The following is a 21733-nucleotide window of genomic DNA, read 5'->3' as shown; positions in this document are numbered from 1 at the left end:
GGGTGGGCCTCAGCCCACCGGTAACCTCGCCGGCAAACGTGGTGATGGGCTGCAGCCCATGCTCCAGAACACGCTTCTCAACCCGGCAACTGCTTGGTGCCGAAGATCTTGTCACCCGCATCGCCCAGCCCCGGCAGGATGTATCCCTTCTCGTTGAGCCGGTGATCGATCGAGGCGGTGTAGATCTCCACGTCCGGATGCGTGGCCGTGATGCGTTCCAGGCCTTCGGGCGCGGCGACCAGGAATAGCCCCTTGATCCGCCGGCAGCCGGCCGCCTTGAGCATGTCCACCGTCGCCAGCAGGGTGCCGGCGGTGGCGAGCATGGGATCGACGATCAGCGCCGTGCGCTCATGCATGCTGCCGCTGAGTTTCTCGTAGTAGGCCATCGGCGCGAGCGTAGCTTCGTCGCGCTGCACGCCGACCACGCTGACCTTGGCCGAGGGGATCAGGTCCAGTACGCCCGGCAGCATGCCCAGCCCGGCGCGCAGGATCGGCACGATGGTGATCTTCTTGCCCTTGATGCGCTCGACCGTCACCGGACCGGCCCAGCCCTCGATCGTCTCGTCGAGCGTGTCCAGGTCCTTGGTCGCCTCGTAGGTGAGCAGGGCGGCCACTTCGGAAGCGAGCTCGCGGAACTCCTTGGTGCTGATGCCGGCGCGGCGCATCAGCCCGAGCTTGTGGCGGATCAGCGGATGGCGGACTTCGGTGACGGGCATGGCGGGTAGCCTGGAAGAAGTAGGAGTGTTTTAAGTACCGGGAGTCATTCCCCCACGAAAAAGGGCGCGCCGTTGCCGACGCGCCCTTCGATCAACCTGCCGCTCAGGCCGCCTCGGCGGTCTGCTTGCGCGGGCCTTTCAGCAGCGCCTGGCGCACGTGGTCGACGACCAGATCCACTTCGGCGCTGGTCACGTTGAAGTGCGGCGTGAAGCGCAGCGAATTGGCGCCGCCGTGGATCACGCCCACGCCGTGCTCGCGCATGTACTCCTCGGTGGAATTGCTGCCGTAGCACTTGAACTGCGGCGCGAGCTCGCAGGAGAACAGCAGGCCGGTGCCCTGCACCTTGGTGATCAGCCCGCCCAGTTCGTCCTTGAGCTTCTCCAGCTTGGCCACGAACTCCTCGCCGCGGGCCTTGATGTTGTCGCGCACCTCGTCGGTGAGCAGCTCCATCGTGGCCAGTGCCACGTCCAGCGCGCGCGGGTTGGTGGTCATCGTGTTGCCGTAGATGCCCTTGCGGTACAGGCCGGCGGTGCGGTCGCTCACCGCCAGTACCGAAAGCGGGTACTGGCCGGCGTTGAGCGCCTTGGAGAAGGTCTCCATGTCCGGCGGCGGCAGGTTCTCGAAGCCGGGGTAGTCGATGATCGACAGCACGCCATGCGCGCGCAGGCCGGCCTGGATCGAGTCGACCAGCAGCAGCGTGCCATGGGCTTCGGTCAGTTCGCGCGCGGCCTTGTAGAACTCCGGCGTCACCGCGCGGCCCGGGTCGCCTTCGCCCATCACCGGCTCCAGGAACATCGCCTCGATGAACCAGCCGTGCTTGTCGGCTTCGGCGAAGGCCGCTTCCAGCTGCGCCACGTCGTAGGGCGCCACGGTGATCAGCGTGTCCTCGTGTCGGTAGCTAGCCAGGTGCTGCTGGTAGGTCTTGCGCGAGGAATCGGAGTACAGCGCCGGCTTGTCGGTACGGCCGTGGAACGCACCGCGCACGGACAGGCGCTTGATCGTGCGGTTGGCGTAGCGGCCGCCTGCGTCGGTCATCAGCTTGGCGTTGACGTCGGCGATGCGGCAGGCCAGGCCCACCGCTTCGGATCCGGAGTTCAGGCACAGGTAGTGCTTGTACGGATTGGCACCGCGGCTGCGGCCCAGCTCCTTGTCCATCGCGCGGGTGAAGCGCAGCTGCGAGACGCTGGGCGACATCACGTTGGCCATCACCTGCGGGCGGGACAACGCCTCCAGGATGGACGGCTGGTTGTGGCCGAAGCCGAGCATGCCGTAGCCGCCGTTGTCGTGCAGCACGGCGCCCTTGAGCGTCACGATCCACGGACCGCGCGCGGCGGCCGGCAGGTACGGGTTGATCGCGTCGTCGGGATAGAAATTGACGTAGCCGGCCTGGGCCCTCGCCAACTGCTCGGATTCGTCGAGCTTGAGGAAGTCACCGAATTCGCCGCGCAGCTCGCGGTGACGGGCCAGGGCCTCGTCGATCGCCTGCACCAGCTCGGGCGCTTTGGCCGCCATGCGCTCGATGTTGGCGTCGTCCAGGCCAACGGTACGCGGCTTGCCGCCGAAATCGCGCATCTCGCGCAGCTGATCGATCACACCCATGGCAGTCCTCCTCGTGGCCGGCCGGCGCACGGTGGCGTCGCTGGCGGTGATTGCGGGCACGCGCGAGTTGAGGGCGCATGCGGTTGTGCGGACCCGTCTTTTCGCGACGAAAAGTGCGCCTGACGGGCCGGGGATAGACCCAAGGATACCGTGCGCCCGGCTCCGCCGTAACCCCGCATGACGGCTGTCACCAGCGCGGGCTGACGTCGACCAGTGTCCGCAAGGCCTTGCCGCGCCTAACGTTTGCGTCCATACCAAGGAGGCTGCCATGGACATGTCCACCCGCCCTGTTGCGCGCTTGCGTGGCGCGGTCAAGCGCTACGGCGCGCTCGCCGCCGTCGATGGCCTGGATCTCGCGCTGCACCGGGGCGAGCTGCTCGCCCTGCTCGGGCCCAACGGCGCCGGCAAGTCCTCGGCCATCGGCCTGCTGCTGGGCCTGCACCGCGCCGACGCCGGCGAGGTCGAGCTGTTCGGGCTGGACCCTCAGCGGATCGATGCGCGTCGGCGGATCGGCGTGATGCTGCAGAGCGCCACGTTGCCCCAGACCCTGCGCGTGCGCGAACTGCTGCGCCTGACCGCCAGCTATTACCCCAACCCTCGCGTGCTGCAGGAGTCGGCCGAACTGGCTGCCGTGGAAGACCTGCTCGATCGCCCCTACGGCAAGCTCTCCGGAGGCCAGCAGCGGCGCGTGCAGTTCGCACTGGCGCTGTGCGGGCGCCCACGGTTGCTGTTCCTGGACGAACCCACCGTCGGCATGGACATCGAGGCGCGGCAGGCACTGTGGGCGGCGATCCGGCGGCTGGTCGGCGAGGGCTGCTCGGTGCTGCTGACCACGCACTACCTGGAGGAGGCCGAGGCGCTGGCCGACCGCGTGTGCGTGATGGCGCGCGGTCGCGCCATCCACGAAGGCACGGTGGACGAGCTGCGCGCCCGCGTAGGCGTCAGGCGCATCCGCTGCATCAGCACCCTGCTGCCCGAAACAGTCGCCGAATGGCCCGAGGTGGCCGAAGTGCGCGTCGAAGGCGGTCGCCTGCAGCTGACCACCGCCGAGGCCGAAGTCGTGGTGCTGCGCCTGTTGCAGAACGACGCCTGGCTGCGCGAGCTGGAAGTGCAACGCGCCGGCCTGGCCGAAGCCTTTACTGAACTGACCCGCGATGCCCAGGCATCGTCCACCGACCAGCGCGAGGCGGCCTGACATGGACACCCTTTCCTTCGATCCTGCCGCCGACAACGATGCGATGCCGCCCGGCCGCGTGCTCGGCGCCTACCTGGCCGAGGCGCGCAGCGAATGCCTGCGCTACCTGCGCGCGCCCAGCTTCATGCTGCCGATCACGCTCTTTCCGGGCATGTTCTACCTGGTGTTCGGCGTGCTGATGGCCAAGGGTGGCGGCACCGATACGGCGCGCTACCTGCTGGCCAGCTATGCCACCTTCGGCGTGATGAGCCCGGGCCTGTTCGGCTTTGGCGTATCGCTGGCGATCGAGCGCGACGGCGGGCTGCTCACGCTCAAGCGCGCGCTGCCGATGCCCCCGGGCGCCTACCTCATGGGCAAGATGCTGATGGCGATGGGCGCGGCGGCGTTCGTGGTACTGCTCCTGCTGGGACTGTCGCAGATCGCGCACGTGTCGCTGTCGCTGGCGCAGGCCGGGGCGCTGCTGTTCACCGGCATGCTCGGCGTGCTGCCGTTCTGCGCGCTGGGCATGTTCATCGGCACGCTGGTCAAGGGGCAGGGAGGGCCGGGCGTGCTCAACCTCGTCTACCTGCCGATGTCGTTCCTGTCGGGCTTGTGGTTCCCGCTGCCGATGCTGCCCAAGGTGCTACAGCAGATCGCGCCGCTGTGGCCCAGCTACCACCTGGACCGCCTCGCCCTCGCCGCGGTGGGCATGCGCCAGGATGCTCTGGCGGGGCACGTGCTCGTGCTGCTCGGTTTCACCGTGGCGTTCCTGCTGCTCGCTGCGCGGCGGCTGCGCCGGCACGGTTGAAGTAGCATGGCCGCGATCGTGTCGTGGGGACCCGGCTGGATGAACCGTCTTGTCACCTGGTTTGCGCCCGAGCCGGGCTCGCGCATCAGCGAGATCATCCAGCAGGGCAAGTCGCCGCGGATGGAGTCCGTCCACCTGCTCTGGTCGGCATGGATCTTCGTCACGCCCCTGTTCGACCGGGGATACACCTGGCGCTGGGCGATCCTCACCGCGCTGACCTATCCGCTGTTCGTGGCGCTGTTCGCCAAGTCGATGCTGGTGTCCCGCAACGTCGCCTCGCGCTACGGCGTCGCCCTGGCGGTGTTCGGCATCGCGCTGGTGCCGTTCTATTCGGGCAGCGTGAGCTACTTCATCTACGGCTGCGTCTCCTGCAGCGTGAACAGCCGGCGCCTGGCGCCCTTCCTGCTGCGCCTGCTCGTGCTGAACGCGCTGTTCCTGCTGGTCGCATGGAAGGTGGGCTATCCGTGGCAGGCGCTGGTCGCCTTCCCGCTGATGACATTCATCATCGGCATGGTCACGCACGTGGAGCGGATCGGGCATGAGCGGGACGCGGCCCTCAAGCTCTCCCATGACGAGGTTCGCCGGCTCGCGGCAATGGCAGAGCGCGAGCGCATCGGTCGGGACCTGCACGACCTGCTCGGCCATACGCTTTCGCTGATCACGCTCAAGCTGGAACTCTCGCGCAAGCTGTTCGATCGCGACACCGAGGCGGCCCGGCGCGAGGTGGTCGAGGCGGAGAACGTCGCCCGCCACGCGTTGGCGCAGGTGCGCTCGGCGGTCACCGGGATCCGCGCCACCGACCTGGCGGCCGAACTGGCCTCCGCGCGCCTGCTGCTGGAATCCTCCGGCGCGCACCTGGACTACGGCCAGCCGCCGTGCCTGCCCGCCGAGACCGAACGTGGCCTGTCGCTGGTGCTGCGCGAAGCGGCCACCAACATCGCCCGCCATGCGGCCGCGACGTGCGCCAGCGTGGCGTTCGAATGCATCGACGGCGGCCTGTGCCTGACCATCTCGGACAACGGCCATGGTGGCGTGCTGGAGGAAGGCAACGGCCTGACCGGCATGCGCGAGCGCGTGCGCGCGCTGGGCGGCCGCCTGCAGATCCATTCGCGGCGGGGGCAGGGCACGCGCCTGCGGATCGTGGTGCCGCTTCCGGCCTCGGCGATGCAGTCCGCCGCGGCGCCCGTTGCTCCGGTCGAGGCCTCGATGGCCGCGGAAGCGCGTCCGTGATGCAGTGGTTCACCCCGAGACCGGATTCGCTGCTGGGCCAGCTTCGCTCACCGCTGTACATGCGCTGGCAGGCAGGGCTTTCGCTGTTCGCGCTGGTCGCGCTGTTCCAGGGACCGGCCTCGCTGCATCGCGCCCCCGGATCGTGGCTGGCGCCGACGCTGCTGGCGGTGCCGGTGTTCGTGTACCTGTACTCGCGGATCTACGTCGGCCCGCGCCGGCGCGTGGACTGGTACGTGGCCGGCATGGTCGCCACCGCACTGGCGCTGTGGGCGTGCAACCCGTTCGGATTCATCCTGCTGATCCTTGCCGGCGTGGTTTCGTCCTTTTCGCTCTCGTGGCGGCGCTGGCTGGTGAGCGTGGCGGTGATGGGAGCGCTCGCGCTGGCCAAGGCGTGGATCTTCGACGACCCGCTGAGCGTGGCGCTGTGGGTGGTGATGGCGGGACTGTTCGGCGGTTTCAGCAACGTCGCGTACATGCACAGCGCCCGCAAGGATGCCGAGCTGCGCCTGTCACAGACCGAGGTGCGGCGCCTGGCCACGCTGGCCGAGCGCGAGCGCATCGGCCGCGACCTGCACGACCTGCTCGGCCACACCTTGTCGCTGGTGGCGTTGAAGTCCGAACTGGCCCGACGCCTTGCGCTGGCCGAGCCGGCCCGCGCGCAGCGCGAGATGGCCGAGGTCGAGCGCGTCGCGCGCCACGCGCTCGCCGAGGTGCGCGCGGCGGTGACCGGCATGCGCCGCAGCGATTTGGCAGCCGAACTCACCTCCGCCCGGCTCATGCTGGAAGCCTCCGGCGTGGCCTTCGAGGGCGGCTTGCCGGACGGCCTCGCGCTGCCCGATGCCATCGAGGCGCCGGTCGCTCTGGTCCTGCGCGAGGCCGTCACCAACATCCATCGCCATGCCCGCGCCACCCAGGCCAGCGTGGGCGTTTCCTTCGAGGACGACATGCTCCAGATGCGTATCTGCGACAACGGACGCGGCGGTTTGGCCGCCCACGGCAACGGCGTGAGCGGGATGCGCGAACGGGTGCGCGCGCTGGGCGGCACGCTGGCGATCGACTCGCCGCCGCGGCGCGGCACGACGCTTGCGATCCGGGTGCCGGTCGCCGCGCAGGCGAGTGCGCCCGCGCAACGAGGCGCCGCGGCAACCGCCGTGCTCCCCGCTGCCGGGAACGCCGCATGATCCGCGTGCTGCTTGCCGAGGACCAGGCGATGGTGCGTGGCGCACTCTCGGCGCTGCTCAACCTGGAAAGCGACATCGAGGTGCTCGGCTCCTCCGCCGACGGCGAAGCGGCCTGGCGCGACCTGCAGCGGCTGAAGCCCGACGTGCTGGTCACCGACATCGAGATGCCGGGCCTGACCGGCCTGGAACTGGCCCAGCGCATCCAGCGGCAGGAATTGCCGATGAAGGTGATCATCGTGACCACCTTCGCCCGCCCCGGCTTCCTGCGACGCGCGCTGGACGCGGGCGTGTCGGGCTACCTGCTCAAGGACGCGCCAGCCGAGAACCTGGCCGAGGCGCTGCGCACGGTGCACCGCGGCGGTCGCGCGATCGACCCGCAGCTGGCGCTGGAAGCGTGGACCGAGGCCGACCCGCTCAATGATCGCGAGCGGCAAGTGCTGCGGCTGGCGGGCGAAGGGCTTTCGGCCGGCGACATCGCCACGCGGCTCAACCTTTCGCACGGCACGGTGCGCAACTACCTGTCCGAGGCGATCGGCAAGCTCGGCGCCGGCAACCGGATCGAGGCGTTCCGCCTGGCACGGCAAAAGGGGTGGCTGTAGAGGTTTGCGTCTGGGCAGAAGGGAACCCATTCCCCCAGGGAGGCTCAACATCCGCCGCTTTGGCTTCCCTGCGAGGGGGCTTGGGAAGGGGATGAAATCAGCCGCGGACCCACGCCGGCGCGCGCTTGTCCAGGAACGCACCGAGGCCTTCCTGCCCTTCGGCCGACACTCGCAGCCGCGCGATCAATCCGGCATTTTCCGCGTCGATGGCCCCGGCGCCGCGTTCGTCGATTCCCGCCATGCCCAGCGCAAGTCGCTTGGCTTCACGCTGCGCCTGCGGTCCGGCCTTGGCGAGCAGCTTCAGCGAGAAGTCGACCGCCTCGTCCAGGCCATCGGCCGGCACCACGCGATGGAGCAACCCGATGCTACAGGCCTCGGCCGCGTCAAAGATTTCGCCGGTGAGGAACAACCGCCGCGCCTGGCGCACGCCGATAGCGGCAACCACGTACGGAGAGATCACCGCGGGGACCAGGCCAAGCTTCACTTCGGTCAGGCCGAACTTTGCCTCTTGCGCGCCGATGGCGATGTCGCAGGCAGCAATCAGTCCCACGCCGCCGCCGTAGGCCGCGCCATTGACACGCGCGATGGTTGGCTTGGGCAGGAACTGCAGCGTGCGCACCAGTGCCGCCAGGCGCAGCGAGTCCTCGCGATTGTCGTCCTCGCTCGCCGAGGCCATGCCTCGCATCCAGTTGAGATCGGCGCCAGCGGAAAAGCTCGCGCCGGCTCCGGTCAGCACCACGGCGCGCACTGCGTCGTCGCGGCCGGCGTCCACCAGCGCCGCCGTCAGCTCGGCGATCAGGCCGTCGTCGAAAGCGTTGTGCACCTCCGGGCGGTTGAGGGTGATCTGGCGGACGGCGGCGCGGTCGGTGACGAGGATGGCGGACATGCGCGAGGGTTCCCTGCGGAAAAATGGGAATTGTACGGGCGTGGCGCGTGGTCCCGTCAGGATGCCGGACTCAGCGTGGACACAGGCATTTTGCCTTATAATGCGAACCATTCTTGTTTGAGTTGCCATCCGTGCGCCTCTCCGACTTGCCCAAAGGTTCGCCCGCCGTGGTGGATCGCGTGGACGATGCCCAGGCCGGCGATCCCATCGCGCAACGCCTGCGCGACCTCGGTTTCGTCGATGGCGAGCCGGTGCGCGTGGTCGCTTGCGGCCCCCTCGGCGCCGACCCCCTGCTGATCCAGATCGGCTCCACCCGCTTCGCGCTTCGCCGCAGCGAGGCGTCGCGCATTCTCGTTAGGGTGGAGGCGGCATGAGCGCGCAAGGTCTGCGCATTGCGCTGGTGGGCAACCCCAATTGCGGCAAAACGGCGCTGTTCAACCAGCTCACCGGTGGTCGCCAGAAGGTGGCCAACTACGCCGGCGTCACCGTCGAGCGCAAGGAAGGGCGCTTCGTCGCGCCGTCGGGTCGCGTGCTGCAATTGCTGGATCTCCCCGGCACCTACAGCTTCGACGCGGCCAGCCCCGATGAGCAGATCACCCGCGACGTCTGCGAGGGCCGCTACCCGGGCGAGCCGGCGCCGGACCTGATCGTCTGCGTGGCCGATGCCACCAACCTGCGCCTGCACCTGCGCTTCGTGCTCGAGGTCAAGCGCCTGGGCCGGCCGGTGGTACTGGCGCTCAACATGATGGACACCGCGCGCCGGCGCGGCATCGTGATCGATGTGCTCGAACTGCAGCGCCGGCTCGGCGTGCCGGTGGTTGAAACGATCGCGGTCAGGCGCGGTGGGGCGAAGGCGTTGATCGAGCGCGTCGATGGCGAAGTCCCGGTCGCCGCGCCGGTGCAGCCGGACGATCCGGCCAGCCGCCACGACCTGCATGCACAGGTGCGTGCGCTGATGGCCGCCACGGTGGTCATGCCGCGTGCCACCGATGCCGTGGACGACGCGATCGACCGCTGGGCGCTGCATCCGGTATTCGGTCTGGGCATCCTGGCGGTGCTGATGTTCCTGATCTTCCAGGCGGTGTTCTCCTGGGCGCAGCCGATCATGGATGGCATCGAAGCGGGCGTGGGCGCGCTCGGCACCTGGTTGACTGCGGCGCTGCCGGCGCACAGCGCGCTGCACAGCCTGCTCAACGACGGCATCTTCGCGGGCCTGGGCGCCGTGCTGGTGTTCCTGCCGCAGATCCTGATCCTGTTCCTGTTCATCCTCGTGCTGGAGGAATCGGGCTACCTGCCGCGCGCTGCGTTCCTGCTCGACAAGCTGATGTTTAAGGCGGGCCTGACCGGGCGCGCGTTCATTCCGCTGTTGTCGAGCTTCGCCTGCGCCATCCCCGGCATCATGGCCACGCGCAGCATCACCGACCCACGCGATCGCCTGACCACCATCCTGGTGGCGCCGCTGATGACATGCTCGGCGCGGCTGCCGGTCTACACGCTGCTGATCGCCGCGTTCATCCCGCACTGCACGGTGTGGGGCGTGTTCAACCTGCAGGGCGTGGTGCTGTTCACGTTGTACGTGGCGGGCATCGTCAGTGCGCTGGCGGTGGCGTTCGTGATCAAGCGCTTCCGCAAGGACAAGAGCGAGCACGCGCTGCTGATGGAGCTGCCGTCCTACCGCCTTCCCAACGTGCGCGACGTGGCGCTGGGCCTGTGGGAACGCGCCAAGATCTTCCTCAAGCGCGTGGGCGGCATCATCCTGGCGCTGACCGTGATCCTGTGGTTTCTCTCCAGTTTCCCGGGGCCGCCGCCGGGCGCCAGCGGGCCGGCGATCGACTACAGCCTGGCCGGGCGCCTGGGCCACGCCCTGCATGTCGTGTTCGCGCCGATCGGCTTCAACTGGCAGATCTGCATCGCACTGGTGCCGGGGCTGGCCGCCCGCGAGGTGGCGGTGTCGGCGCTGGGCACCGTCTACGCGATGTCCGGCAGCGACGACACCATCGCCAACCAGCTCGGGCCGCTGATCGCGCATCAGTGGTCGCTGGCCACTGCACTCAGCCTGCTGGCCTGGTACGTGTTCGCGCCGCAATGCATGTCGACGCTCGCCGTGATCCGCCGCGAAACCAATTCTTGGCGCAACGTGGCGATCACCGCCGGCTACCTGTTCGGCCTGGCCTACCTGGCCTCGCTGCTCACCTACCAGATCGCGCGGGCGCTCTCGTGAACACGTTCGCGATCGTGCAGGCGGTGGTGCTCACGGTCGTACTGCTGGCCAGCCTGCTGGCCGCGTTCTGCAAACTTCTGCCGAAGACGGCCAAGCGCGTGCAGGCGCGCCTGTCGGCCTGGCTGGACCGTCCCGGCCGGGCGCCACCCACGAGGCGGCTGGGCCGCTGGATCCAGCCATCGGAAGCGAAAAGCGGCGACTGTGGCAGCGGCGACGGCTGCTCCAGCTGCGGCGGGTGTGCCCCGACCGCGCCGCGTGAGCCGGCCATGCCGCTGTCGTTCCGCCCGCGCCAGCACTGAGCGCTGGGGGGCAGGTCTTCTGCACGGCTTCCCATCCCCGTGAACGGTGAAGGATCCGGATGCAACCTGTCTGAGCCTACCCTCCGCGAACGGAAGGATTCGGATGCAACCTATCTGAGCCTTCCCCCGCGAACGCGGGGGAAGGTGCCGACAGGCGGATGGGCGCGCTTCTGGGCGCGCCCGCGTCGCTACATGCGGAACACGCCGAACCGCTGCGGCTCGATCGGAGCGTTCATCGAGGCGGAAATGGCCAGGCCGAGCACCCGCCGGGTATCGGCCGGATCGATGATGCCGTCATCCCACAGCCGTGCGCTGGCGTAGTAGGGGTGCCCTTGGCGTTCGTACTGATCGCGGATCGGCGTCTTGAAGGCCTCTTCGTCCTCCGCGCTCCAGCTCTTGCCGGCCGCTTCCAGCCCATCGCGCTTGACCGTGGCGAGCACGCTCGCGGCCTGTTCGCCGCCCATCACGCTGATCCGGGCGTTGGGCCACATCCAAAGGAAGCGTGCGCCGTAGGCGCGACCGCACATCGCGTAGTTGCCGGCGCCGAAGCTGCCACCGATCACCACGGTGAACTTGGGCACGTGCGAACAGGCCACGGCGGTGACCATCTTGGCACCGTCCTTGGCGATGCCCGCCTGCTCGTACTTCTTGCCGACCATGAAGCCGGTGATGTTCTGCAGGAACACCAGCGGCACGTTGCGCTGGTTGCACAGCTCGATGAAGTGCGCGCCCTTGAGCGCGCTCTCGGCGAACAGGATGCCGTTGTTGGCGACGATGCCCACCGGATAGCCGTGGATGTGCGCGAAGCCGGTGACCAGGGTCTTGCCGTAGCGGGCCTTGAACTCGTGGAACTCCGAGCCGTCGACGATGCGCGCGATGACCTCGCGGATGTCGAAGGGACGGCGGGTGTCCTGCGGGATGACGCCGTAGAGCTCTTCGGCCGGATATTTCGGTTCGACCGGTGCCTTCAGCGCCAGCGGCATGTCCTTGCGGCGATTGAGGCTCGCCACCACGTCGCGTGCGATGGAAAGCGCGTGCGCGTCGTTTTCCGCGTAGTGGTCGGCGACGCCCGAGACGGACGTATGGACGTCCGCGCCACCCAGCGCCTCGGCGTCGACCACCTCGCCGGTAGCCGCCTTCACCAGCGGCGGGCCGCCCAGGAAGATGGTGCCCTGTTCACGCACGATGATGGTCTCGTCGCTCATGGCCGGCACATAGGCGCCGCCGGCGGTGCAGCTTCCCATCACCACGGCGATCTGAGGGATGTTGAGCGCGGACATGCGCGCCTGGTTGAAGAAGATGCGGCCGAAGTGTTCCTTGTCCGGGAAGACTTCGTCCTGCAGCGGCAGGAACGCACCGCCGGAGTCGACTAGGTAAATGCACGGCAACCGGTTTTCCAGCGCCGCTTCCTGTGCGCGCAGGTGCTTTTTCACCGTCATCGGGAAATAGGTGCCGCCCTTGACCGTCGCGTCGTTGGCGACCACCACCACCTCGATGCCGTTGACGCGGCCGATGCCGGTGATGATGCCGGCCGCCGGCGCGGCGTCTTCGTACATGCCGTGTGCGGCCAGCGGCGAGAGTTCGAGAAACGGTGAGCCCGGATCGAGCAAGGCGCGGATGCGTTCGCGCGGCAGCAGCTTGCCTCGCGCCGTGTGTTTCTCGCGCGCCTTGGCGCCGCCGCCTTCGGCGTTGCGCGCAAGCTGCGCCTTCAGGTCCTCGACCAGGCCGCGCAGCGCGGCGCTGGAGGCCTGGAAATCGGGCGAACGGATATCGATCTGCGAAGCAATGGTGGTCATCGGGCTGAACTCTGGCTCATTCGTTCGGGACCGCCCGCGGCGGCATTTCATCCATGGGCGCGATCGCGGTACGAAACCAAGCGCGCCGGCCAAACACCCGATGATAACCGGCGACCATGGCCCGTGCGGTCAGCGTGTGCGAAGCGCGAAACACGCGCATAAAAAAACCGGCCGCAAGCGGCCGGTTTTTTCCGATCTGACGAACCGAAGGATCAGTGACCCTTGTTCTTGTCGTCGGCAGCATCCTTGGCATTGTCGGCGGCGTCCTTGGCAGCGTCGGCAGCCTTGTCAGCCTGGTCCGAAGCGTTGTCGGCGGCGTCCTTGGCCTGCGACATGGCGTCCTTCGACATGTCGTTGTTGGCCGGGGCGGCAGCCGACGCAGCGGTGGCGGCCTGCTGGGCCTGATCAGCAGCCTGGCCGGCGGCGTTGGCAGCCGTCGTGGCCTGCTGGGCAGCCTGGTCGGCGGCCGGCGAGCCGGTCTGCGCGGCAGCCTGCTGGGCCTGGTCAGCGGACTGCTGAGCCTGGTCGGCGGACTGCTGGGCGTCCTGCGCGGAATCCTGCGCGCCGTTGCTGCAAGCCGCCAGCAGCGCGACGAGCGCGGAGGCGAGTAGGGTACGCGTCAACTTCATGGTGGATCTCCTTTGCCGTGGAATGCCGTTTTGGCCGCGTATTAATAGCGCTTTCGCCGTACACGCGCCATATGTTTTACCAACTGGCCTTCAGTACATATTAAAAAGCCGGTTAACAGGCTTTCATTCGTTCCGTCGACAGAAGGTGACGGGTCGGTTTAATCCAGCCGTTCCACCGCGATCGCCGTGGCCTCGCCGCCCCCGATGCACAGCGATGCCACGCCGCGCTTGCCGCCGCGGGTTTTCAGCGCGTTGAGCAGGGTGACGACCAGGCGCGCGCCGCTGGCGCCGATCGGGTGCCCCAGCGCGCAGGCGCCGCCGTTGACGTTGAGCTTCTCGTGCGGCACGCCCAGCTCGCGCATCGGCGCCATGGCGACCACGGCGAAGGCTTCGTTGACCTCGAACAGGTCGACGTCCTCGACCTTCCAGCCGGCCTTGTCCAGCACCTTCTGGATCGCGCCGACCGGAGCGGTGGTGAACCACTCGGGTTCCTGCGAGTTGGTGGCGTGGGCAACGATGCGCGCCAAAGGCTTGATGCCGCGGGCCTTGGCGTCTTCGGCCGAGAGCAGAACCACCGCGGCTGCGCCGTCGGAGATGCTGGACGAGCTGGCCGCGGTGATGGTGCCGTTCTCCTTGCGGAAAGCGGGCTTCAGGGTCGGGATCTTGTTGATGTCCGAACGGCCCGGCTGCTCGTCGGCGTCGACCACCACGTCGCCCTTGCGGCCCTTGACCGTCACCGGGACGATCTCGTCGGCGAACGCGCCGGAGGCCTGCGCCGCCTGCGAGCGCTTGACCGACTCGATCGCGAAGGCGTCCTGGTCCTCACGGCTGAACTGGTACTTGTCGGCGCACAGCTCGCCGAAGATGCCCATCGCCTTGTTGTCGTATGGGTTGGTCAGGCCGTCGTAGGCCATGTGGTCGACCAGCTGGCCATCGCCATAGCGGATGCCGGTGCGGGCGGCGACCATGTGCGGGGCGTTGGTCATCGACTCCATGCCGCCGGCGACCACCACCGCGGCCGAGCCGGCCTTGATCAGGTCGTGGCCCAGCATGATCGCCTTCATGCCCGAGCCGCACACCTTGTTGATGGTGGTGCAGCCGACGGCCGGCGGCAGACCGGCGCCGAGCGAGGCCTGGCGGGCCGGCGCCTGGCCAAGGTTGGCGGTCAGCACGCAACCCATGATGACTTCGCTGACGTCGGCGGCGGACACGCCGGACTGCTCCAGCGCCGCACGGATCGCGGTCGCGCCGAGGGTGGGCGTCGGCACGCCGGTGAACTGGCCGAGGAAGGAGCCGATGGCGGTGCGCTTGGCGCCGGCGATGACGACGTCGGACATGGGGGTTTCTCCGCGAGGCTTGGGGCGCGGCCTGCGCGCCGTGGACGATTGCCCATTATCGCAGTCCATGCGGCAGTGCGGCAAACGCACCGTGGCGCATGCCTCGCTGGGGACGCGTTGTGGGAAACTGGCGCCGGGATGCAGGCAACGGTCCGCGCGATCGCGGGGGCCTGCATGGGGATGGTTCTGGGGAGAGCTGGCATGAAGACGTACGCATTGCGCCACCGGGAAGTGGCGCTGGGGATCCTTGTCGCACTTGGCCTGAGCGCATGCGGTGGAGGTGGCGGCAGCAACGTGCGGCCTCCGGCGCCCCAGCCGCCGCCCACCACGCCGACCAGCCCCGAGCCGCCGGTGGATGCCCAACTGGATCTGACCAACACCTACGCCGCGCACCAGCAGGGCTTTACCGGCAAGGGCGTCACCATCGGCATCGTCGACAGCGGCATCATGCGCAACCATCCCAGCCTCTCCGGGCGGGTGACCGACGAGCTGATCTACGTCGATTCGCAGGCCAACAACACCAGCATCGATGACGTGGTTGGGCATGGCACCTGGGTGTCGGAAATCGCCGCGGGCAAGGCCTTCGACAAATTCCCCGGCGGCATCGCACCGGGCGCGAACCTGGTGTCGGCGCGAATCATCGCCGACAAGGAGCCCACCGACGATGGCTCGGGCCAGGGCAATGCGGTGGGGGCGTCGGACGCGGACTTCTTCGGCCAGTACCTCAATCCCGCGCTGATCGCCGACGGGGTGCAGATCCAGAACAACTCCTGGGGCGGCATCTACTGGGACACCACCGACCAGACCATCAACCAGGCATTCGGCCAGGCCTACGATGATTTCGTGCTCAACCACGACGGGCTGGTGGTGTTCGCGGCCGGCAACGATGGCCGCGCCGATCCCAGCGACATCGCCGCGCTGCCCAACTACGCGCCCGAACTGGAGCGTGGCTGGCTGGTCGCGGTCGCGGCCGACAGCATCAGTGCGGCCAATGGCAAGACCGTGCTGGCCGACTATTCCAACGCCTGCGGCAAGGCCATGGACTATTGCCTGACCGCGCCGGGCGACGTGATCGTCAGCGACAAGGACGCCACCGCGTCCGATCCGAAGGATTACTGGATCGTCAGCGGCACCTCGTTCGCGGCGCCGGAGGTTTCCGGCGCCGCGGCGCTGGTGTGGGAGGCCTATCCCTATTTCACCAACGACCTGGTGCGGCAGACCTTGCTGGGCACGGCCGACGATCTCGGCGCGGCGGGGCCGGACAAGGTATTCGGCTACGGCATGCTCAACGCGGGCAAGGCGGTCAACGGCCCGGCGAAGTTCGACTGGGGCGACGTCACTGTCGACTTCACCGGCGAATCGAACTGGAACAATCCGATCTCCGGCGCCGGCGGCCTGATCAAGCAGGGCAGCGGCACGCTCAACCTGACCCAGGCGTCGACCTACGCGGGCCTGACCGAGATCCAGGGCGGCATCCTCAATGCACAGTCACTGGCCGGCGCGCTGCAGGTGGACGCGGGCGGCACGCTGGGAGCGGCCACGCGCATCGGTGGCGACGTCGATAACGCCGGCGTGGTCACGGTCAGCGGGAGCGACCTGAATGTCGGCGGCAGTTACTCGCAGCACGACAACGGGCGGCTGGCGCTCGAACTGGGCTCGGTGCTCAAAGTCGCCGGCACCGCCACGCTTTCCGGTGGCGATCTGTACGTGATCGGCAAGCGTTCGGACTACGTGCTCGACTCCCACACCGACGTACTCCTCGCGCAGGGCGGACTGACCGGCACCTTCAGCGCGATCAACGCCGCCTCCAACGTGATGCTGACCGCCACGGCCGGCTACGACGCCACCAGCGCCTGGCTGGACGTGACCCGCGCGGACGTCACCGCGATCCAGGGCATGCAGTACAGCGCGTCCAGCTTCAATGCAGCGCAGCGCGTGGAAGGCGCTTTCGACCAGCTCGACCGCCAGCTGCTGTCCAGCGGCACCGGGACTGCATCGGCGGCCAGCGGCTTCGTCGCCGGCGCAGCGCACTTGCAACAGGCGGCCACGCTTTCGAGCGCCAGCCAGTCGCTGGAGAGCCTCTCCGGGCAGCTCCACGCAGCCAGCGCGGCGATGACTTTCGAGGCGATCGACGCCGGCACGCGGGCACTGTCCGACCGTTTCGACCGCCTGCTCGACAGCGACGGGACCGGTGGCTGGACGCAGAACCTGGGCTACCACGGGGATCTGGCGCGCAGCGGCTACGCAAACGTCGGCGTGGACCTTTCCGGCACATTGGTCGGGCAGGACATGCGCATCGGCGGCACCGGGGTGGCGGGCTTCGCGCTGAGCCAGTCGCGCGGCCTTGGCCGGCTGGTCGAGACCGCCGACCAGGGCCGCAGTCATGCGGTCGAAGGCATGCTCTACGGCGGCGTGGTGCATGGAAACGCGTACCTGATGGGCCGCGTGGGCACGGGCAACTACCGCGAATCCATGCGCCGCAATGTGCTGCTGGGGCCGGCCTTCGCCGGCGTGGCCAGTGACAGCCATGGTCGCTACGACGTCGCCTATGGCGAGAGCGGCTATCGCACCTCGCTCGGCCGGTTGGCGCTCACCCCCTACGCCAGCTTGCAGTACGCACGCATGGACAGCAGCGGCTTCAACGAGCCGGGCGCCTGGGGCTTCGGCCTGAAGGCCAACGCGCATGCGATCGAGCGCTGGCAGGCCGGGCTGGGCGTGCGTGCGGCACGGCAATGGTCCTTTGCCGGCGGTGGCAGCCTGGACCTGCAAGCCCGGCTCGCATGGCAACGCGCGATCGCCACCCGCGGAGACGTATTCGAGGCAAGCTTCACCGGCATCGACCAATGGGCGCCGCTGGGCGGCATCGGACTGTCGCGTTATGGCGGCGTGGCAGGCATGACGCTGGACTGGGCGATGACGCCACGGGCGGGGCTCACGTTCGGCATCGACCACCGGTTTGCGCAGCGCGAGCAGGGGAGCATGGCGACGCTGGCGTACCGGTTGTCGTTCTAGCGAGCGTCGCAGGGTGGGCTTCAGCCCACCCTCCAGGTGCATCGCGGTGGGCCGAAGCCCACCCTACGAAAAAGGGCCCAGGTGGGCCCTTTTTTTACGCCTTGCCGTGGAACAGCTCGCGCCCGATCAACATGCGCCGGATCTCGTTCGTTCCCGCGCCGATCTCGTAAAGCTTGGCATCGCGCAGCAGCCGCCCGGCCGGGAATTCGTTGATGTAGCCGTTGCCGCCCAGCGCCTGGATCGCCTCGAGCGCCACCTGCACCGCGTTGGTGGAAGCATTGAGCAGGCAGGCCGCCGGGTCGATGCGCGACTTGATACCGGCGTCGAACTGTTGCGCCACCAGATACGCGAAGCCGCGCGACGACTGCAGCGCGGTGTACATGTCGGCCACCTTCGCCTGCATCATGCCGAACGTGCCGATCGGCGCGTTGAACTGCTTGCGCTCGCGCACGTAGGGCAGGGTGAGGTCCAGCGCCGCCTGCATCAGTCCGAGCGGCCCGCCGGAGAGCACCAGGCGTTCGGTGTCCAGGCCGCTCATCAGCACGCGCACGCCTTCGTTGACCTCGCCGACGATGTTCTCGGCCGGGATCTCGCAGTTGTCGAACACCAGCTCACAGGTGTTGGAACCGCGCATGCCGAGCTTGTCCAGCTTTTGCGCGGTGGAGAAACCCTTCATGCCCTTCTCGACGATGAAGGCGGTCATGCAGCGGCTGCCGGCCGCGCGCGGCGCGGTGCGCATGTAGACCAGCAGCACGTCGGCGTCAGGGCCGTTGGTGATCCACATCTTCGAACCGTTGGCGACCCACACCTCGCCTTGCAGCTCGGCCTTGCAGCTCATCGAGCCGACCACGTCCGAACCGGCGCCCGGCTCGCTCATCGCCAGCGCGCCCACGTACTCGCCCGAGCACAGCTTGGGGATGTACTTGCGGCGCTGTTCCTCGTTGCCGTTGTGGAAGATGTTCTGCACGCACAGGTTCGAATGCGCGCCGTAGGAGAGGCCGACCGACCCGGAGGCGCGGGAGATCTCCTCCATCGCCACCATGTGCGCCAGGAAGCCCATGCCGGTGCCGCCGTACTCGGTCGGGATGGTCATGCCGAGCAGGCCCATCTCGCCGAACTTGCGCCACAGGTCCTCGGGGAAGGCGTTCTCGCGGTCGATCCGGTCGGCGCGCGGGGCAACCTCCTTCTCCGCGAAGGCGTGCACGCTCTCGCGCAGCAGGTCGATGTCTTCTCCGAGCGGGAACGGGCGCATCCGGGAACTCCTTGGGTTGGGTCGGGGATTTTAGCGCGCGGTGTGGTTGGGCTGGTGAGAACGCTCGACACGTCGCCCCGGGACCGCATGCTCCGATATCTTCCCCGCCGGGAGAGGGCACAACGGGAAGCCAAAGAAAAAGCCGCCCAAGGGCGGCTTTTTCCGGAAACGGGACCGAACGCCTTACTGCCCCCGCATGCGCCCCTGGAAGCGCGTACCACCATTGCCCATGTGCGGCAGCTTGATCTTGCCGATGGACTCGATGCGCTCCTCGGCCAGGCGGTCGGCCGCCTTGTAGGTCGGCACGTTCTCGGTCTTGGAGATCTCGAAGATGCGGCCCAGGTTGTAGTAGATCGTGCGCATCATGCGCATCGCGCGCTCGCGGTTGTAGCCGTCGATCTCCAGCGACACGTTCATCACGCCACCGGCGTTGACCGCGTAGTCCGGCGCATACAGCACGCCGCGCTTGTTCAGCTCGTCGCCGATCGCGTCGGTCGCCAGCTGGTTGTTGGCCGCGCCGCAGATGATCTTGGCCTTGATGCGGTCGATGGTCTGCTCGTTGAGCGTGCCGCCCAGGGCGCACGGCGAGTACACGTCGGCGTCGACGTCGTAGATCTCGTCCAGGCCCACCGCCTCGCAACCCAGCTCGTCGACGCAGCGCTGCACCGCATCCTTGTTGATGTCGGTGACGAACACCTTGGCGCCCTGCTCGCGCAGCAGCTTGATGAACTCCGAGCCGACGTGGCCGGCGCCCTGCACGGCGTAGCTGTACTTGCCCACGTCCTCGTTGCCGTGCTTGAAGTTCAGCGCGGCCATCAGGCCCTGCAGCGTGCCGTAGGCGGTGAACGGCGACGGGTCGCCCGAACCGCCGTGCACCTGGTGCACGCCAGTGACGTACTCGGTCTCGCGGAACACGTATTCCATGTCGTTGACGTCGATGCCGACGTCCTCGGCGGTGATGTAGCGACCGCCCAGCGAATTGACGAAACGGCCGAACGCACGGAACAGCGCCTCGGACTTGTCCTTGGACGGATCGCCGATGATCACCGCCTTGCCGCCGCCCAGGTTCAGGCCGGCCACGGCGTTCTTGTAGGTCATGCCGCGCGACAGGCGAAGCACGTCGTTGACCGCGTCCTGCTCGGTCTTGTACGGCCACATGCGCAGGCCGCCGAGCGCCGGGCCCAGCACCGTGTTGTGGATCGCGATGATGGCCTTCAGGCCGGCGTCCTTGTTGTGGCAGAAGACGACTTCTTCGTGACCCGTCTTGGCGATGGTTTCAAAGATCATTGGAACGATGACTCCACGAGTTTGGCGGCAGCCAGGGGGAATGGCGTGTCGCGGAAAGGTGGCCGGCCGATCCAGTGCGGCCCGCCTCAGCGGCAGAAAACGCTTGAAAGTCAAAGCCCCGGCGAAGGCCGGGGCGGTGAATTCAGTCCGCTAGTTTAATACGTCGGCGCCCGTGCCGTTTCCGCGGCGCAGCAAGCCGGGCGCGAGCGGCGCCCGGCGCCGGCCTCAGCGGTGCCAGTGGCCACGGTGGAAACGCCAGTCGTCGCCACGCCGTTCCCAGCGCGCCGGGCGGTAGCGATAACCGGGGCGCTCGCGCACCCAGTAGCCCTCGGTCCACAGGTGCCGGTGGATGCGTGGACTCCAGCGCCAGTAGCCGGGCGCCCACACGTAGCCGCGGCGCGGACGCACATGCACCACGCGCACTGGCGGGGGCGGTACGCCGATGCGCACGCCGATCGTCACGTGGGGGCTGGCCTGCGAGGCCGGCGCGTAGGCGGCAGCGCCCAGGGCCAGGCCAAGGCCGGCGAGCAGGGCGAGGGGGCGGGCAATGGCAGTCATCGTGTTCTCCGGTGGCGCCGCGTGGGCGGCGTGCATCTCGGAAAACGGGGCGGTCGGCCTGGTGTTGACGCGATGCTCACGCGCGTTCAGCAGGCGGCTGGCTTGGCGCAAGGCACCCCATTGCCCTTTGGGCAACCGTGAAAGCGGGGGAAGCCGGCAGCGGATAGGGCACTCCTGCCACGGCCCACAGGCCGGCCGAAGGCCCCTTACAACTTGCAGTTGGGCGAATGCCCGCTCGCCCGCGCCTGCTGGTACGTCGGCATCAGCTGTTGCCCCTGTTGCCCCAGCACCTGCGCGCGCTTGTTCGGTGCCGGATGGGTGGACAGGAACGCCGGCGTGCCGCCGCCGCCCTGCTTTTCCATCTTCTCCCACAGCGTCACCGCCGCACGCGGATCGAAGCCGGCCTTGGCCATGTAGCGCTGGCCCAACGTGTCGGCTTCGGATTCCTGCGTACGCGAGAACGGCAGCAGCACGCCCACGGTGGCGCCGGCACCCAGCAGGGCCGCGACATTGCCGGCGTCACCGCCACGCGTGCCTGCGTAGATGCTGCCGGCGGTCACCGCCGCCTGCGCGGCCATGTTGTCGGACACGCGCTCCGCGCCGTGGCGCGCCACCACGTGCGAGAGCTCATGGCCGAGCACCACCGCCAACTGGTCCTGGTTGCTCGCCACCTTGAACATGCCCTGGTTCACGCCGATGCGCCCGCCGGGAAGGGCGAAGGCATTGGCGGTGTTGTCCTCGATGATCTGCACTTCCCACTGCTGGGTGTTCCACGGCGGCGGCAGCACCGAGATCAGTGCCTGGGCAACGCAGGTGGCGTACGCGCGCTGTTTCGGCGCGTTGGCGAACTTGCCCTGTTGGCGCATCTGGTTGAACGAGGCCAGTCCCATCTGGCTCATCTGCGCATCGGATACCACCATAAGCTGCGAGCGTCCGGTCGGCGAGGTGGTGCAGCCGGCAAGCAGCGCGGCGAGGGCGGCGGCGGTCAGCAGGCGGGGCTTCATGGGCGTCTCCTTTGCGAGGGCAGCACCGGAGGATAGCCGCAGCGCCCGCCTAGGGCGGATGAACGGCGCGGGATCGGCACCGTGCATCCGGCCGCGCACAGGTGCGCTCCCAGGAATCGCCATTACAAAAGAACGAACGGTCGT

At 68.3% G+C, this 21733-nt stretch carries 19 protein-coding genes; 9 read left to right on the top strand and 10 right to left on the bottom strand.

Translation table 11 applies throughout. The features are described 5' to 3' along the window. Positions 1-77: 77 nt before the first annotated feature. Both upp and ACFWZ4_RS04215 read right to left on the bottom strand, forming a co-directional pair. Positions 78-716 (bottom strand): uracil phosphoribosyltransferase, encoded by a 639-nt coding sequence (gene upp / locus ACFWZ4_RS04220; RefSeq protein ID WP_439703467.1) that lies wholly within the window; start codon positions 714-716, stop codon positions 78-80. A gap of 103 nt (positions 717-819) precedes the next feature. Continuing rightward, positions 820-2316, bottom strand: a complete 1497-nt coding sequence (locus ACFWZ4_RS04215) for an aminotransferase class III-fold pyridoxal phosphate-dependent enzyme (RefSeq protein ID WP_439703466.1) — start codon at positions 2314-2316, stop codon at positions 820-822. Between the two features lie 268 nt (positions 2317-2584). On the opposite strand from ACFWZ4_RS04215, the gene ACFWZ4_RS04210 reads away from it, so the two are divergent. Genes ACFWZ4_RS04210 through ACFWZ4_RS04190 form a run of 5 tightly spaced genes read left to right on the top strand, consistent with a single transcriptional unit; the run spans position 2585 to position 7308 of the window. Then, a complete protein-coding gene (locus ACFWZ4_RS04210) occupies positions 2585-3511 on the top strand; it encodes an ATP-binding cassette domain-containing protein (protein WP_439703465.1) in 927 nt (308 codons plus the stop codon). A gap of 1 nt (position 3512) precedes the next feature. Continuing rightward, positions 3513-4298 (top strand): ABC transporter permease, encoded by a 786-nt coding sequence (locus tag ACFWZ4_RS04205; RefSeq protein WP_439703464.1) that lies wholly within the window; start codon positions 3513-3515, stop codon positions 4296-4298. A gap of 39 nt (positions 4299-4337) precedes the next feature. Continuing rightward, positions 4338-5528 carry a sensor histidine kinase gene (locus tag ACFWZ4_RS04200; protein ID WP_439703463.1) on the top strand — a complete coding sequence of 397 codons (1191 nt, stop codon included), beginning with the start codon at positions 4338-4340 and terminating at the stop codon, positions 5526-5528. Continuing rightward, positions 5528-6709, top strand: coding sequence for a sensor histidine kinase (locus ACFWZ4_RS04195; RefSeq protein ID WP_439703462.1), 1182 nt, complete (start codon positions 5528-5530; stop codon positions 6707-6709). Before ACFWZ4_RS04200 ends, ACFWZ4_RS04195 begins: the two co-directional genes overlap by 1 nt. Next, positions 6706-7308: a response regulator transcription factor gene (locus ACFWZ4_RS04190; RefSeq protein ID WP_231321041.1), complete on the top strand. Its 603-nt coding sequence runs from the start codon at positions 6706-6708 to the stop codon at positions 7306-7308. The genes ACFWZ4_RS04195 and ACFWZ4_RS04190 overlap by 4 nt, the downstream gene beginning before the upstream one ends. A 97-nt stretch (positions 7309-7405) precedes the next feature. Here the strand turns inward: ACFWZ4_RS04190 and ACFWZ4_RS04185 are convergent, their stop codons facing one another. Further along, the gene (locus ACFWZ4_RS04185; RefSeq protein ID WP_439703461.1) at positions 7406-8194 is read right to left on the bottom strand and encodes an enoyl-CoA hydratase/isomerase family protein; all 789 of its coding nucleotides are present in this window, start codon (positions 8192-8194) and stop codon (positions 7406-7408) included. Between the two features lie 131 nt (positions 8195-8325). Here ACFWZ4_RS04185 and ACFWZ4_RS04180 point away from each other — a divergent pair, with 131 nt between their 5' ends. The 3 genes from ACFWZ4_RS04180 to ACFWZ4_RS04170 are packed head-to-tail and all read left to right on the top strand — an operon-like array spanning position 8326 to position 10714. Continuing rightward, positions 8326-8568: a FeoA family protein gene (locus ACFWZ4_RS04180; protein WP_439703460.1), complete on the top strand. Its 243-nt coding sequence runs from the start codon at positions 8326-8328 to the stop codon at positions 8566-8568. Beyond that, positions 8565-10415 carry a ferrous iron transporter B gene (feoB, locus tag ACFWZ4_RS04175; RefSeq protein ID WP_439703459.1) on the top strand — a complete coding sequence of 617 codons (1851 nt, stop codon included), beginning with the start codon at positions 8565-8567 and terminating at the stop codon, positions 10413-10415. Before ACFWZ4_RS04180 ends, feoB begins: the two co-directional genes overlap by 4 nt. Continuing rightward, the gene (locus ACFWZ4_RS04170) at positions 10412-10714 is read left to right on the top strand and encodes a DUF6587 family protein (RefSeq protein WP_439703458.1); all 303 of its coding nucleotides are present in this window, start codon (positions 10412-10414) and stop codon (positions 10712-10714) included. Before feoB ends, ACFWZ4_RS04170 begins: the two co-directional genes overlap by 4 nt. Positions 10715-10902: 188 nt before the next feature. Here the strand turns inward: ACFWZ4_RS04170 and ACFWZ4_RS04165 are convergent, their stop codons facing one another. The 3 genes from ACFWZ4_RS04165 to ACFWZ4_RS04155 form a co-directional block, all read right to left on the bottom strand. Beyond that, a complete protein-coding gene (locus tag ACFWZ4_RS04165) occupies positions 10903-12510 on the bottom strand; it encodes a carboxyl transferase domain-containing protein (RefSeq protein ID WP_439703457.1) in 1608 nt (535 codons plus the stop codon). A gap of 212 nt (positions 12511-12722) precedes the next feature. Then, the gene (locus tag ACFWZ4_RS04160) at positions 12723-13139 is read right to left on the bottom strand and encodes a hypothetical protein (protein WP_231321030.1); all 417 of its coding nucleotides are present in this window, start codon (positions 13137-13139) and stop codon (positions 12723-12725) included. A 158-nt stretch (positions 13140-13297) separates the two neighbouring features. Next, complete coding sequence (locus ACFWZ4_RS04155) at positions 13298-14476, bottom strand: thiolase family protein (protein WP_439703456.1); 1179 nt, start codon at positions 14474-14476, stop codon at positions 13298-13300. A 201-nt stretch (positions 14477-14677) separates the two neighbouring features. Here ACFWZ4_RS04155 and ACFWZ4_RS04150 point away from each other — a divergent pair, with 201 nt between their 5' ends. After that, positions 14678-17488 carry a S8 family serine peptidase gene (locus tag ACFWZ4_RS04150; protein WP_439703455.1) on the top strand — a complete coding sequence of 937 codons (2811 nt, stop codon included), beginning with the start codon at positions 14678-14680 and terminating at the stop codon, positions 17486-17488. 94 nt (positions 17489-17582) lie between these two features. On the opposite strand, the gene ACFWZ4_RS04145 is transcribed toward ACFWZ4_RS04150, so the two are convergent. From ACFWZ4_RS04145 to ACFWZ4_RS04130, 4 genes are all read right to left on the bottom strand, one after another. After that, positions 17583-18740, bottom strand: coding sequence for an isovaleryl-CoA dehydrogenase (locus ACFWZ4_RS04145; RefSeq protein WP_439703454.1), 1158 nt, complete (start codon positions 18738-18740; stop codon positions 17583-17585). A 183-nt stretch (positions 18741-18923) separates the two neighbouring features. Next, complete coding sequence (locus ACFWZ4_RS04140) at positions 18924-20027, bottom strand: Glu/Leu/Phe/Val dehydrogenase dimerization domain-containing protein (protein WP_439703453.1); 1104 nt, start codon at positions 20025-20027, stop codon at positions 18924-18926. Positions 20028-20252: 225 nt separating this feature from the next. Beyond that, complete coding sequence (locus ACFWZ4_RS04135; RefSeq protein ID WP_439703452.1) at positions 20253-20585, bottom strand: YXWGXW repeat-containing protein; 333 nt, start codon at positions 20583-20585, stop codon at positions 20253-20255. A 206-nt stretch (positions 20586-20791) separates the two neighbouring features. Beyond that, positions 20792-21589, bottom strand: coding sequence for a M48 family metallopeptidase (locus ACFWZ4_RS04130; RefSeq protein ID WP_439703450.1), 798 nt, complete (start codon positions 21587-21589; stop codon positions 20792-20794). Positions 21590-21733: the final 144 nt, after the last annotated feature.

This window comes from Frateuria sp. GZRe12, assembly GCF_051900535.1.
Taxonomy (GTDB): domain Bacteria; phylum Pseudomonadota; class Gammaproteobacteria; order Xanthomonadales; family Rhodanobacteraceae; genus Frateuria_A.
Note: the sequence above shows the minus strand (reverse complement) of the source record. Positions and strands in the feature narration are given on the sequence as shown.

Coding starts and splice junctions, on each gene's coding strand:
- ACFWZ4_RS04130 (WP_439703450.1), bottom strand. CDS start 21,589: ATGAAGCCCCGCCTGCTGACCGCCGCCGCCCTCGCCGCGCTGCTTGCC.
- ACFWZ4_RS04185 (WP_439703461.1), bottom strand. CDS start 8,194: ATGTCCGCCATCCTCGTCACCGACCGCGCCGCCGTCCGCCAGATCACC.
- ACFWZ4_RS04200 (WP_439703463.1), top strand. CDS start 4,338: ATGAACCGTCTTGTCACCTGGTTTGCGCCCGAGCCGGGCTCGCGCATC.
- ACFWZ4_RS04150 (WP_439703455.1), top strand. CDS start 14,678: ATGAAGACGTACGCATTGCGCCACCGGGAAGTGGCGCTGGGGATCCTT.
- ACFWZ4_RS04160 (WP_231321030.1), bottom strand. CDS start 13,139: ATGAAGTTGACGCGTACCCTACTCGCCTCCGCGCTCGTCGCGCTGCTG.
- feoB (WP_439703459.1), top strand. CDS start 8,565: ATGAGCGCGCAAGGTCTGCGCATTGCGCTGGTGGGCAACCCCAATTGC.
- ACFWZ4_RS04140 (WP_439703453.1), bottom strand. CDS start 20,027: ATGATCTTTGAAACCATCGCCAAGACGGGTCACGAAGAAGTCGTCTTC.
- ACFWZ4_RS04190 (WP_231321041.1), top strand. CDS start 6,706: ATGATCCGCGTGCTGCTTGCCGAGGACCAGGCGATGGTGCGTGGCGCA.
- ACFWZ4_RS04215 (WP_439703466.1), bottom strand. CDS start 2,316: ATGGGTGTGATCGATCAGCTGCGCGAGATGCGCGATTTCGGCGGCAAG.
- ACFWZ4_RS04145 (WP_439703454.1), bottom strand. CDS start 18,740: ATGCGCCCGTTCCCGCTCGGAGAAGACATCGACCTGCTGCGCGAGAGC.
- ACFWZ4_RS04155 (WP_439703456.1), bottom strand. CDS start 14,476: ATGTCCGACGTCGTCATCGCCGGCGCCAAGCGCACCGCCATCGGCTCC.
- upp (WP_439703467.1), bottom strand. CDS start 716: ATGCCCGTCACCGAAGTCCGCCATCCGCTGATCCGCCACAAGCTCGGG.
- ACFWZ4_RS04210 (WP_439703465.1), top strand. CDS start 2,585: ATGGACATGTCCACCCGCCCTGTTGCGCGCTTGCGTGGCGCGGTCAAG.
- ACFWZ4_RS04135 (WP_439703452.1), bottom strand. CDS start 20,585: ATGACTGCCATTGCCCGCCCCCTCGCCCTGCTCGCCGGCCTTGGCCTG.
- ACFWZ4_RS04195 (WP_439703462.1), top strand. CDS start 5,528: ATGCAGTGGTTCACCCCGAGACCGGATTCGCTGCTGGGCCAGCTTCGC.
- ACFWZ4_RS04165 (WP_439703457.1), bottom strand. CDS start 12,510: ATGACCACCATTGCTTCGCAGATCGATATCCGTTCGCCCGATTTCCAG.
- ACFWZ4_RS04205 (WP_439703464.1), top strand. CDS start 3,513: ATGGACACCCTTTCCTTCGATCCTGCCGCCGACAACGATGCGATGCCG.